The sequence below is a fragment of the Kitasatospora sp. NPDC057738 genome, from assembly GCF_042798815.1.
GTDB classification, from domain to species: domain Bacteria; phylum Actinomycetota; class Actinomycetes; order Streptomycetales; family Streptomycetaceae; genus Kitasatospora; species Kitasatospora lactacystinica.
In genome coordinates this window covers 55,144-67,670 of the sequence record NZ_JBHVJT010000055.1, presented here as the reverse complement: position 1 = coordinate 67,670, position 12,527 = coordinate 55,144, and the positions used below count along the sequence as shown (strand labels likewise).

The window sequence follows — 12,527 nt, the reverse complement described above, 5'->3', positions numbered from 1 at the left end:
TTCCCCCCCCCCCTTCCCCCCCCTGTCCCCCGCCCCGCCCCCTCCCCGCCTGGCTTCTGCCCTGTTCGGCGCCTGTGCGGCTGTCCTCTTTCTGTTCGGTGCACGGGTTCATCACGCCTGCGGGTTCATCACGCGTGCGGGCAGCGGGGCCCGGCCCGACCGACCGGACCCCGCCCGCCGTCAGCCGCGGCGGACGCCCGTCCTCCGCCGCAGCACGGCACCCGCGCCCACCAGCGCGGTGGCTCCCAGGGCGGCCGCCGCCGTCACGGCCGGCAGCTCCGAACCGCCGCCCGGGGCCTGCGGGGCCTGCGCCACGGCGGCGAGTTCCGGCGCGGCGTCCACCTGGTAGCCGCCGCCCTCGCCCGACCGGTCGTACGCCGAACCGGGCAGCTTGTCCCCGTACCGCTGGTGCACCAGCTGCTGGTACGCGGCCAGGGTGACCCCGCCCGCGCCCACCGAGCGCCGGGCCTCGTCGTCCAGCGGCAGCACCCGGCCGTCGCGCAGCACGTACCAGGCGTTGACCTGAGGCTCGCGGAAGGCGGTGCCGCCGCCGCTGCCCGCCGCCTTCGCCGCGTAGTCGCTCTCGTCACCGCCCGAGGCGATGTTGACGACCTTCCAGGCGCCGCCCTGCCGCACGGTCCAGACCGAGGCGCTCTGCCCGTCCGCCGCGACCACCTTGCTGGCGGTGAACTCGGCCTTCGCCACCGGTGCGCCCGGGGTGCCGGCCACGAAGCCCGGGTCCAGCAGGTACACCGGCACCGTGTCGCCGGCCAGCCGCGGCGCGGCCTCGCTCGCCGCCCGGGCCTCCTCGGCGGCGCCGATGGTCAGCTGCCGGGTCGGCGGGACGCCCTTGCGGGCGAAGAAGTGGCCGACCTTGTCGAGGACGGCCGCGTCCTGGACGGCGCTGCGGGCCTGCGCCAGCTCGGCGGCGGGCACCGGGGCCGGGGCGGACGGGGAGTCCGCGTGCGCGGCCGGGGCGAGCGCCAGCGCGAGACCGGCGGTGAGCAGGACGGTGACGGCGGCCGTGGAGGCGGCGGAGGTGGCGGCCCGACGGCGGCTCTTGATCTCGGTCATGGTCGCCCTCACGCGCCGATCCGGTACAGGGAGTGGGTCCACGAGAACGTGTCGTTGTTCACGTAGTACTGGTAATCCGCCCAGTTGTAGCGATAGTTGGAGGGCCAAGGGTCGCCCCAGTAGACCCAGTTGCTCCCGGTGTCGTAGCCGTACAGGACGTGCATGTGGCCGCCGCCCGAGCTCCACTGGATGCGCGTCTCGATGGGGCGGTTGGCGTTCACCTCGGACTGCACGGTGCCGTAGTTCAGGTACCCGTTGACGTACGAACCCGGGTTGATGCCGATCCAGCTCAGCCCGTTCTGCACATCGCCCAGCGTGGCCTGGCTGTTGGGGCAGCTGGAGTTGACGGAGCGGCCGAACGCGGCGTTGCAGAACTGGTTCTGGCTGTAGTTGTAGCCGAACCAGGTGGCGATGGTGTTCCCGCTCGCCGCCCAGCACCAGTTGGTCTGCTGTTGCTGCTGCATGGTGATGTTGAGCTTCTTGTACGTGCCGGCCAGGTCGGCCGTGCTGCCGGGCGCGGCAGCCTGGCGGACCTGGTGCGCGGCCCGGTCCTGGGCCTCGGCCCGGTACTGGGCCGGCTGCCCGGCCGGGGCGGCGATCGCGGGTGCGGCCATCGCGGTGGTGAGCGCCGGGCCCAGCACGCCGAGGGTGAGCAGCGAGACCGCGCGGCGCAGCCGTATCCGTGGAACTGGCATGGGGGAATGCCTCCTTGCGCGAGTGGAGCGAGGGGCTGTGTGGGGGCGCGGTCCGGATCGCGCCCCGAGCATCGCGCCTCGTCAGGTACGGGTCAACGGGCCTCGGTGCGGCCCGGACCCGGATGTGAACGGGCCGGCGCGGATGTGAACGACGCCCCGGGAACCCCCGCGCAGCAGGCCCGGACCGGTGACAAACCGCCGCATCGATGTGAATATTCACGGTCAAACGGCGGCCCGTCCCAGCCGTCGGCGCCGGACCGCCCGCACGCCCGCACGCCCGCACACCCGCACACCCGCACGCCCGCCCCAGGAGGCCGCCATCCACAGGAGCGACCCAGCCGACCTCGCCGCCGCCCTGCGCACGGGACCCTTCCACCTCGCCCTGCGCACCGCGATCTCCGCCCGGGGCCTCGCCCTGCACCGCATCCGCCGCCACCTCGCCCTGCGCGGCGTCAACGTCGGCCTCACCAGCCTCAGTTACTGGCAGCAGGGCCACCGCCGCCCGGAACGCGCCGAGTCACTGCGCGCCGTCGCCGCCCTGGAGGAGGTCCTCGACCTGCCCGAGCACTCCCTGACCCGGCTGCTCGGCCCCCGTCGCGCCGCCGGCCCCGCCCCGGCCGGCCCGCCGGTGCGCCCCTACCGCGACCTCATCTCACCGGCCGTGGCCGTCGACGGACTGCTCGCCACCCTCGCCGGCCCGCGCGACACCGGGCTGCACACCATCACCCACATCGAGCGCATCCGGGTCGGCCCCGACCGCCGGATCGCCCGCCGTGACTCCCAGCACGCCCTGCGCGCCCACCGCGACGGCATCGACCGCTACCTCGCCCTCTACCAGGGCGACCCGGGCAGCGACATCACCCGCGTCGGCGTCCGCGCCGAGGAGAACTGCCGCCCCGGCCGCATCCGCCGCGACCAGGCCCACCACCTGCTCGCCGCCGAACTCCTCCTCGACCGCCGCCTGCGCACCGGCGACACCCACCTGCTCGGCTACGGCTTCGACGACTCCCCCTCGCCCGACCCCAGCTGCGAGTACGTCCGCGGCTTCAACTCCGGCGCCGGCCAGTACGTCCTCCAGATCACCTTCCACCCCGCCGCCCTCCCGGTCCGCTGCCACCGCTTCGCCCTCCACTCCCCAGGCGCCGCGCCGTACGAGACCGAGGAGCTCACCCTCGACGGGCACCAATGCGTCCACCTGGTGGCGACGGCGGTGCGGCCGTGCCTGCTGGGGATCCGCTGGGACTGGGAGTGAGGGGCGGCCGGCCCGGTGCCCGGCCGGGGGGCGCGCGACCGGACGCCGGGCGGGGACGCGCGACCGGACGCCGGGCGGGGACACGTGACCGGGCACCGGGCGGAGACGCGCGACCGGGCACCGGCACCGGCTACGCCCGGCGGAAGTCCATGATCAGGGAGTCCTCCACCGGCAGGTAGCCGATCTGCTGGTAGATGGAGTTGCTGGTCGGGTTGGCGAGGTCGGTGTAGAGCAGGACCTCGGTGGCGCCGCGGGAGAGGAGGTGGGCCGAGACGGCGGCGGTGACGGCGGTGCCGTAGCCGCGGCCGCGGCTCTCGACGGGGGTGTAGACCGGGCCGATGCGGGACATCCCGGCGAGGATCGGGCTGCTGCCGGCCAGGGCGACCGGGCGGCCGTCGTCCTCCCACAGGTGCAGGCAGCCGCTCGCGGTCCGCTCGTCCACCGCCCGCGGGACATCGGGGACGTCGACCCCCGCCTCGGCCAGGAACTCCTCGTACCAGCGGATCGCCCGCTCGCGGTCGGCCGGTCCGGCCAGCCGGTGGCGGCCCGCGGGCGGGCGCGGCGGGTCGGTCAACTCGCCGAGCCGGTAGAGCCGTTCGTCGAAGCGGACGGACTGCTCGGTGCCGGTCGCCGCCGTCCACGCGGCGGCGAAGGCGCGGACCGCCTCGGCACCCCCGCCGACCCCGGTCACCGTGGTGAACCCGGACCCGGCGGCAGCCAGGTCGACCGCCAGCTCGGCGGCCGCGGCCGGCGGCATGAAGGAGAGCCTGGGATCGAACGGCGGTGTCCGGAGGAAGGCCCCGGCGACCGGACCGTCCTCCTCGGCCCGCCACCAGCCGAAGACCGGCGGCTCGCCGAACACCGTCAGGCCGGACGCGGCCAGCCGGTGCGCGATGGTGAGCAGGACGGTGTTCTCGGCGGGGCGGGTGGCCAGGAAGGCGCCCGCCTGGTCGCGGAACTCGTCGAGGGAGGTGCTGAAAGTCCAGGTCATGGCCCATGGTGGACCGCCCGGGGCCGGTTCGCCAACGATTTCTCGGCCGCCGCCGGGGCTCCCGCTACTCGACCGCCACGCCCAGCTTCCCGGCCAGCGCCGCCGGATCGGTGGTCGGGGCGTCGCAGGCGAAGTGCCGGCAGACGTACGCCGCGGGCGCCCCGCCGACCAGCGGCCGGTCGGCCAGCAGCGGCACCTCGGGCTCCCCGGGCGCGCCGACCGCGACCACGGCCCCCGGCGCCGTCCCGAGCAGCGCGGCCCGTCGCAGCGCCGCGGTAGCCGGATCGCCGTCCGGGCCGACCACGGCGACCTCGCGCGGCCCGTCGAGCAGCGCCTCGGCGACGGCGAGGCCCCAGCCGATGAACCGCGGCGCCCGGCCGGCGAGCGCACCGACCACGCCGAGGGCCCGCTCGGCGGCCGTGCGGTGCCGGTCGGAGCCGGTGTACGCGGCGTACGTGAGCAGGGCGCCGGCGGCGGCCGTCCAGCCGGACGGGGTGGCGTTGTCGGTCGGGTCCTGCGGGCGGCGGATCAGTTCCTCGGCGTCGTCGGCGGTGTCGTAGAGCGCGCCGGAGGCCTCGTCGGTGAAGTGCTTGAGCACGGTGTCGAGCAGGCCGCCCGCCAGCTGGAGCCAGGAGGACTCGCCGGTGACGGCGTACAGCGCGAGGAAGCCCTCGGCGGTGTCCGCGTAGTCCTCCAGCACGCCGGCGTTGGCACCGGCCCGGCCGTCCCGGGAGGTGCGCAGCAGCCGGCCGTCCGGGGTGAGGTGGACGGCGAGCAGCAGGTCGGCGGCGCGTTCGGCGGCCTCGACCAGGTCGGGGCGGTCCAGCAGCGCGCCGGTCTCGGCGAGCGCGGCGACGGCCAGGCCGTTCCAGGCGGCGACCACCTTGTCGTCCCGGGCCGGGGCGGGGCGGGCCCCCCGGGCCTCGGCCATCCGCGACCGGATCGCCTCGTACTCGGCGAAGTCCTCCGGGTCGGCGAGGAGTTGGAGCACCGAGGTGCCGTGCTCGAAGGTGCCCTCGGCGGTGACGGTGAACAGCCGGGCGGCGGTGGCCGCGTCGGCGGGGCCGAGCAGGTCGACCAACTGGCCGGGCTCCCACACGTAGTAGGCGCCCTCGGCGGACTGCCCGGTCTCCTCGTCGAGGCTGTCGGCGTCCAACGCGGAGGCGAACGCACCCTCGGGCGTGCGGAGTTCGCGCAGCAGGAAGTCCGCGGTGGACAGCGCGACCCGGCGGGCGAGGGGCGAGCCGGTGGCCCGCCACAGGTGCAGGTAGGCGCGCAGCAGCAGGGCGTTGTCGTACAGCATCTTCTCGAAGTGCGGCACCACCCAGCCGGCGTCCACCGCGTACCGGGCGAAGCCGCCGCCGAGCTGGTCGTGGATGCCGCCGCGGGCCATCGCCCCGCCGGTGCGGACGGCCATCTCCAGCGCCGCCTCCGAACCGGTCCTGGCGTGGTGGCGCAGCAGGAACTCCAGCACCATGGCCGGCGGGAACTTGGGCGCGCCGCCGAAGCCGCCCCGGCTCTGGTCGAAGTCCCGGCTGAGACTCACCAGCGCCTGGTGCAGGTCCGCCTCGCCGGGCGGGTTGTGGGCGCCGGCCGAGTAGACGGCGGCCCGCTCGGCCAGGTCGGCCCGGATCCGCCCGGCGACCTGCCCGACCTCCTCCCGGCGGTCCCGCCAGGCGGCCTCCACGCCCTCCAGCACCTGCCGGAAGGACGGCATCCCGTGCCGGGGCTGCGGCGGGAAGTAGGTGCCGAAGTAGAACGGCTCCTTGTCGGGGGTGAGGAACACCGTCATCGGCCAGCCGCCCTGCCCGGTCGCGGCCTGCACCGCCTCCATGTACACGGCGTCGACGTCCGGCCGCTCCTCCCGGTCCACCTTGACCGGCACGAACCGCTCGTTGAGGTACTCGGCGAGCCCGGCGTCCTCGAAGCTCTCGTGCGCCATGACGTGGCACCAGTGGCAGGCCGCGTAACCGACGGACAACAGCACCGGCACGCCGCGCCGCTCCGCCTCCGCGAAGGCCTCGGGGCCCCAGGGCCACCAGTCGACGGGGTTGTCGGCGTGCTGGAGCAGGTACGGCGAGGTCGCGTCCGCGAGACGGTTCGGCATGCGTCCATCCTCGCGCATCCGGCGCTCGGCGCGCGGCAGGTCAGGCCGGTCCGGACCAGTAACTGATCCCGAGGTTGGCGTCGAAGGTGCGCATCCGTCCGAGCACCTGGTCGGGGGTCGGGCCGAGGAGCTCGTCGACGATGCGGCCGTCGGCGAGGAAGACGACGCGGTCGGCGTACGAGGCCGCGACCGGGTCGTGGGTGACCATCACGACGGTCTGGCCGAGCTCCCGGACGCACCGGCGCAGCAGCGCGAGGATCTCGGCGGCGGAGCGGGAGTCCAGGTTGCCGGTCGGTTCGTCGGCGAAGACGATCCGGGGCCGGCCGGCCAGCGCCCGGACGCAGGCGACGCGCTGCTGCTGGCCGCCGGAGAGCTGGGCCGGGCGGTGGCCGAGCCGGGCGCCGAGGCCGGCCGCCTCGACCAGGGTGCGCAGCCACTGCTGGTCGGGGGTGCGGCCGGCCAGGGTCAGCGGCAGGGTGATGTTCTCCGACACCGTCAGGGTGGGGATCAGGTGGAAGGCCTGGAAGACGAAGCCCACGTGGTCACGGCGGAGCCTGGTCAGTTGGCCGTCGCTCAGCCGGGTGAGGTCCACGTCGCCGATCCGGGCCGCGCCCGAGGTGCAGGACTCCAGCCCGGCGAGGCACTGGAGCAGGGTGGACTTGCCGGAACCGGACGGGCCCATGATCGCCGCGAACTCCCCCTCCCGGAAGGCCACCGAGACCCGCTCCAGCGCCACCACCCGGGCGTCTCCCGACCCGTGCACCTTGGTCAGGTCGACGGCCGCCGCGGCGGCCGGGGCGTGGTTCGCGGCGGCGCGGGGCGGGCCTCCGGGACGGGACGGGCCTCCCGCGAGGGAGTGGGGCTCGGTCATCGGTGGTGCTCTCCTCGGCTGGACACGGGCGAAGGTCAGGACTGGGGTCTGGGCGGCCGGGGGCCGGACGGACCGGCGGGCGGGCCGGTGCACGGGCCGACGGGCGGCACCAGGCCGGTGCCGGCGCCCAGCAGGGCGAGGGAGCGGACCGCGAGCTCCCGCCCGGCCGCGGCCGGGCGGCCCTGGTGGCCGCCGCTGTCGTGGTGGTCGAGCAGGACCGGCGCGGCCCCGGTGCCGGCCCGTCCGAGCGCCGCGCAGAGCTTCCAGGCGTGCCAGGGCGGCACCCGCGCGTCGTTCGCCCCGGTGGCGAACAGCACCGCCGGGTACGCCGTCCCGGGCACCACCCGGTGGTACGGGGAGTAGTCGAGCAGCGCCCGCAGAGCCTGCGGGTCGGCCGGATCGCCGTACTCCTCCGCCCAGAGCCGGCCGAGGCCGCCGACCTGGTAGCGGGCCAGGTCGGTGAGCGGGGCCGCGCACACCGCGGCGGACAGCAGACCGGGCTCCCGGGTGAGCGCGGCGGCGACCACCAGGGCCCCGTTGCTGGCGGCCAGCGCGCCCAGCCCGCCGGCCGGGGCCTCCCCGCGTTCGACCAGCATCGCGGCGGCGGCCCGGAAGTCGTCCACGGTGGCGCTCTTGCCGGCGCCCCGGCCGGCGGCCGCCCAGGCGGGGCCGAGTTCGCCGCCGCCGCGCGCGTGCACCCAGGCGATCCGGCCGCCGGCCCGCAGCCAGGCCTCCAGGGCCGGGTCCCAGGCGGGTTCCAGGGGGAGGCCGAAGCCCCCGTAGACGGTGAGCAGGGTGGGTGCGGGGCGGCCGCGGTCCTGCGGCCCGGGGTCGCAGACCGTCACCGGGACGGGCGCGCCGTCCCGGCCGGCGGCGGTGAGCGTGCGCAGCGCGGCGCGGCGCTCGGGGGGTTCGACCGGGCCCGAGCCGTCCAGGCTCCTGGTCCAGGTGCCGTACCGGGGGTCGTCTGCGAGCAGCCAGACCGACCCGCCGACCCGCCCGTGCCGGTCGTGCGGGGTGGCGCCGAGGCGCAGCCGGGCGGGCCAGTGCAGTGCGGTGGCACGGCCACCCGGCGCCCCGCCCGCCGCCTCTCCCGGTGCCCCCTCCGCCGACCCGTCCGCCGACCCGCCCGGCCGGTGCACGTCGAGCCGGTGGGCGGTCCCCAGCCGGCGGAGCAGCGCCAGGCCGGGCCTCCGGCCGGGGCCGAGCACCCGCAGGGCGGTGACCGGGCCCGCGGGCGCCTCACCGACGACGGGCGCTTCGCCGGCAGCGGGCGGCCCGCCGACGGCGAGCGGCGCGGGCCGGCCGGTGGCGCCCCGGGCCAGCTCGTCCAGGTCCAGCGCGAGCAGCTCGTCGCCGGCGAGGAAGCAGACGGTCTCGTTCAGGTCCAGGGCGGTGACCCGCCGGCCGTCGAGGTCCAGCGGCTGCCAGTCGGGCACCGCCCGGCCGGTCCACCGGGTGGCCCACCAGCGCACCGGGCCGGACGGCTGCGGGCGGGTGCGCAGCAGCAGGTTCCCGCCCGGTCCGCCGTGGAGGGTGAGCCGGACCGGGCCGGGCACCGGCAGGGCGAGCCGACGGGCGGGGCCGTCGGCCGGGTGGCGGGCCACCAGGGTGTGCTCGGTGCGGGTGCCGGCGGTGTACACCAGCGCCTCTCCGGTGAAGGCGAGGGTCGCGTACGGGGCCGCGTCGGGCAGGTGGCGGGTCCGGTCGCCCGGGTGGGTGGGGAGCAGGTGCAGGCCGCCGGTCTCCGTTCCGTCCCGGTGCAGCTGGACGGCGATGAACCGGCCGTGCGGCTCGGGCTGCCAGCCGGCGATCCGGTCGCCGGGGCCGATGACGCCCTCGGTCGGTGTCCGGCGGGTGCCGTCGGGGTGCCGGACGGTCAGGACGTCGCCGTCCGGGCCGCGTTCGTGGCGGAAGAGCAGGCCGCCGGCCTCGGCGGGCGGGGTGGGCGTCCGGTCGGGCGCCTCCCGTTCCACCCGGTCGAGCAGGGCGGCCCAGGCGGGCTCGTCGGAGCGCTGCGGGCGGGCGGCCAGCAGGCGCCGCTGATCGGCGAGCCAGGCCCGGGTGCGCGGGGCGTCCGCGTCCTCCAGCCAGCGGTACGGGTCCGCCGGCTCTGGGTGCGCCGCCCGGTGGTCGAGGTCAGCCATGAACGGCCTCCGCGGGGTTGTCGCTCCGTCGTTCCGGGTCGCCTCCCGGCCCGGCCGGGCCGGGAGGCCGGTAGCCGGACCGGCCCGCGGTGGCGGCCGTCCCGGCCACGGCGAGGAGCACCACGATCACGGCCGCACCGGCCACCGTGCCGGTCAGTCCGAACGCGTGGGCGCACAGGCCCGCGAGGGTCGGCCCGGCGGGTGCGACCAGCTGGGCGAGGAAGCCGATGCCGCTGTGCACCCGGCCCTGCAGACCCGGCGGGGTCACCTCCATCTGGGTGACCGCGATCAGCACGGTGACCACCGGCCCGGCGGCCGCGGCGAGGGCCAGCGGCAGGACCGCCGCCCAGTGCCCCTGGGCCAGGGTGAAACCGGGCAGTGCGATCGCGACGACGGCGGTGCCGAGGGCGATGCCCCGGGCGGGCGGCAGCCGCCGGGCCAGGGCCGGCGCGAGCAGCGATCCGGCCAGCCCGCCGGTGCCCAGGGCCGCGGTCAGCACCCCGATGTGCAGGGCTCCCCCGCCCGAGGCGACCACCACGATCAGCAGCCCGTTGAACACCAGGTTGAGCACGGCCGCGTTGACCACCGCGTAGCGCAGGAAGGGCACCCGCCAGATGAACCGGACGCCTTCGGCCAGCGCGGCCCGGACTCCGGGCGCGGCCGGCTCGTCCTCGGGGCGCTCCCGCCTTCCCCCGGGCAGCAGGGCCACGCAGCAGACGGCCGCGAGGTAGCTGCCGGCGTCGACGGCGAACACCCAGGACGGGTGGACGGCCAGCAGCGCGCCGCCGGCCAGCGGGCCGGCGGTCGTCGCGACGGCCGCCCTGCTCTGCAGCAGGCCGACCGCGCGGGGGAGGTGCTCGGGCCGCACGAAGCACCGCACCACGACGTTCTCGACGGGCGCCAGGGTGCTGCCCACCGCGCCGAGCAGCAGGGCGGCGACCAGCAGCGCCCACAGCGGTGGCGTGCCGCCGGCGGCCGACAGGGCCAGCACGGCCAGCACGACCGCGCCGGCCGCGTTGCCGAGCAGCAGCACGGTCCGCCGCTCGCAGCGGTCGGCGAGGACGCCGGCCGGCAGCCGGGCCAGCAGCACCCCGACGGAGAGCGCCGTGCCGGCCAGTCCGGCCTGCCGGACGTCGCCGCCGGCCCGCAGCGCGACCACCGGGAGGGCGATCACCGAGGCGGCCGTCCCCAGGGCCGAGGCGGACTCGCCGCCGTAGAGCAGCCAGAACGACCGCCCCAGCCCCCCGACGGCCGCCGCGCTCACGCCGACCCCGTCGCGAACTGGCTCCGGATGCCGCGCAACGGACGGGCCGCCAGCGCCGCCGGGACGGCGGTGGCGGCCAGCACCCCGAGCAGCACGCCGACCGTCCACGTCACGTCCAGGGCGGGCAGCACCCCCTGCCCGACGGCCCCGGCCAGCGGCACCAGGCAGATCCCGGCCGTCGCCACCGCGAGGACCGTCCCGACCAGCGCCGAAGCCAGCACCTCGTACACCACGCAGCGCAGCAGCTGCCCGCGGCCGAGGCCGAGGGCCCGCAGGTGGGCGCGCTGGGAGCGGCGGTCCCGCTGGGCGATGGCGCAGGTGTTGGCGACGGCGAGCAGCGCGTACCCGCCCACCACGGAGACGATCAGCCGGGAGGCCATGTCGTCCTGCACGTTGCGCGGCCGCAGGTGGGCCAGGTAGTCGGCCCGCGTGGCGAGCCGCTGGCCGGGCCGGAGCTCCCAGGCGCTCGGGTCACCGCGGAGCAGCACCCGGTCGGCGTACGGGGCCGGGGTGTGCGCGAGGGCGAGGTCGGCGGGGAGGACGTAGGAGGGGAAGGCCAGATCCCGCTGGTAGACGGCGACGAGCCGCAGCTGCGCCGCCTGCCCGTCGGCGAGCGTGAAGGTGACGACCTGGCCGAGGTTCCAGTGGTGCGAGGTGGCCTCGGTGCTGCCGGCGGCGAACGTACCGGGCGCCAACTCGTCCAGCCGGCCCTGCTGTTCACCGAGGTCCAGGACACTCCGCAGGGCCGCCCCGTCGACGCCCCAGGCGCGGGTGGGCTTGGGCTTGTTGTCGTAGAAGCTGGGCGGCGCGGTCACCCGGGTGGCGATCGGCGCGACGGTGCTCCCGCCGGGCAGGCCGGCGGGCCGGGCGGGCAACTGGTTGCCCGGCTCGGCCGTCACCACCGCGTCGGCCCGCAGCGCCTGCTCGGTCTGCTGCTGCACGGCGGCCCCGATGGTCGCCCCCGAGCCGAGCAGGCAGACCACGGTGCCGACGGCCAGCAGGACGGGCACCGCGATCGCGGTGGTCCGGGCGGGCGCGGCCCGCAGCCCGGCGGCGGCGATCCGGCCGGCCTTCCGGTCCAGCCGCAGCACCGCGCAGCAGGGGCCGACGAGCAGCGGCACGAACCAGGGCGCGAGCACCGCGAGCGTGGGGATGACGACCGTGGCCAGGCCCATCACCAGCGCGCCCTGGAGCACCGGCGGCAGGTCCATCGCGACCATCAGGGCCACGAGCGGACCGCAGAGCATGAGGACCATGGCGATGCCCGCCACCAGCCGGCCGACGTTGCGGCGGGGCGGGGCCAGGGCCAGTGACTGGTCCTTGAGGAGGTCGATCGGCTGGACCCGGCCGGCCGCCAGCACGCTGGCCAGCGCGGCCAGCACCGCGACCGCGCAGGTGCCGAGGCAGGCGCCGGCCGCGATCGCCCAGGTCTGCCCGGCGGAGGGCAGGTCTACCGCGGCGGGGAACAGCTCGCGCTCGATCAGCAGGCGACGGCCGAACCCGGCCGCCGGGACCGTCCCGGCCACCGCGGCGACGGCGGAGGGGGCCAGCGCGACCAGCGCGACGTCCGCGACGACCAGGGCCCGCAGCCGGCTGGCCGTCACCCCGAGGGCGCGCAGCACCGCGAACTGCCCGAGCCGCTGGTTGGTCCAGAGCGCGACCGTCGACCCCGTCACCAGCACCGCCGACATCAGCAGCAGCGTCAGCAGCAGGCCCAGCAGGCTCTGCGCGTCCTTGGCCGCCGCCCCGGCCGCCGAATCCTCCGGGTAGGACGGGCCGCTGACCGCCGCGAGGAGCAGCAGGCAGGCGCCCACGCCGGTGGCGGTGAGCGCGCAGGCGACCGCGACACCTATGACCCGCCCCGGGTACGCCCGTACCTCGGCGACGCACAGTCGCAGCGCGCCGAGCGGTCCGCTCGGTCGGGTAGTCGGTTCCGATGCCACGGCCACGGTTATCTCACCCCAAAACGGTAAATAGGATGCAGAGTTGGGGAAGGCCGCATGTGCCGCGGCCTTCCCCACCTGCCATCCGGTACTGCCGGACCCCGAGGGTCAGCAGCTGAACAGGCTGTACGAGCTGAACGGGGCGTCGACGACGATCTCCTCGTCGAGCTCCTGAAGCGCCAG

At 76.7% G+C, this 12,527-nt stretch carries 9 protein-coding genes; 1 reads left to right on the top strand and 8 read right to left on the bottom strand.

Annotated features, from left to right (window positions below; all coding sequences use genetic code 11):
• Positions 1-180: 180 nt before the first annotated feature.
• Both ACFVGO_RS27145 and ACFVGO_RS27140 read right to left on the bottom strand, forming a co-directional pair.
• Entirely contained in the window at positions 181-1,074 is an 894-nt protein-coding gene (locus ACFVGO_RS27145) for a hypothetical protein (protein ID WP_380355639.1), read from the bottom strand.
• 8 nt (positions 1,075-1,082) lie between these two features.
• Positions 1,083-1,688: a papain-like cysteine protease family protein gene (locus ACFVGO_RS27140; protein WP_380634549.1), complete on the bottom strand. Its 606-nt coding sequence runs from the start codon at positions 1,686-1,688 to the stop codon at positions 1,083-1,085.
• A gap of 400 nt (positions 1,689-2,088) precedes the next feature.
• Here ACFVGO_RS27140 and ACFVGO_RS27135 point away from each other — a divergent pair, with 400 nt between their 5' ends.
• Complete coding sequence (locus ACFVGO_RS27135; RefSeq protein ID WP_359899587.1) at positions 2,089-3,021, top strand: hypothetical protein; 933 nt, start codon at positions 2,089-2,091, stop codon at positions 3,019-3,021.
• 130 nt (positions 3,022-3,151) lie between these two features.
• Here the strand turns inward: ACFVGO_RS27135 and ACFVGO_RS27130 are convergent, their stop codons facing one another.
• The 6 genes from ACFVGO_RS27130 to ACFVGO_RS27105 form a co-directional block, all read right to left on the bottom strand.
• Entirely contained in the window at positions 3,152-4,012 is an 861-nt protein-coding gene (locus ACFVGO_RS27130; RefSeq protein ID WP_380355642.1) for a GNAT family N-acetyltransferase, read from the bottom strand.
• Between the two features lie 64 nt (positions 4,013-4,076).
• A complete protein-coding gene (locus tag ACFVGO_RS27125; RefSeq protein ID WP_359899477.1) occupies positions 4,077-6,119 on the bottom strand; it encodes a thioredoxin domain-containing protein in 2,043 nt (680 codons plus the stop codon).
• Positions 6,120-6,159: 40 nt separating this feature from the next.
• The gene (locus ACFVGO_RS27120) at positions 6,160-6,990 is read right to left on the bottom strand and encodes an ABC transporter ATP-binding protein (protein ID WP_359899475.1); all 831 of its coding nucleotides are present in this window, start codon (positions 6,988-6,990) and stop codon (positions 6,160-6,162) included.
• Between the two features lie 35 nt (positions 6,991-7,025).
• Positions 7,026-9,137: a prolyl oligopeptidase family serine peptidase gene (locus tag ACFVGO_RS27115; protein WP_380634545.1), complete on the bottom strand. Its 2,112-nt coding sequence runs from the start codon at positions 9,135-9,137 to the stop codon at positions 7,026-7,028.
• A complete protein-coding gene (locus ACFVGO_RS27110; protein WP_359899471.1) occupies positions 9,130-10,401 on the bottom strand; it encodes an MFS transporter in 1,272 nt (423 codons plus the stop codon). Before ACFVGO_RS27110 ends, ACFVGO_RS27115 begins: the two co-directional genes overlap by 8 nt.
• Positions 10,398-12,344, bottom strand: a complete 1,947-nt coding sequence (locus ACFVGO_RS27105) for an FtsX-like permease family protein (protein ID WP_380634542.1) — start codon at positions 12,342-12,344, stop codon at positions 10,398-10,400. Before ACFVGO_RS27105 ends, ACFVGO_RS27110 begins: the two co-directional genes overlap by 4 nt.
• Positions 12,345-12,527: the final 183 nt, after the last annotated feature.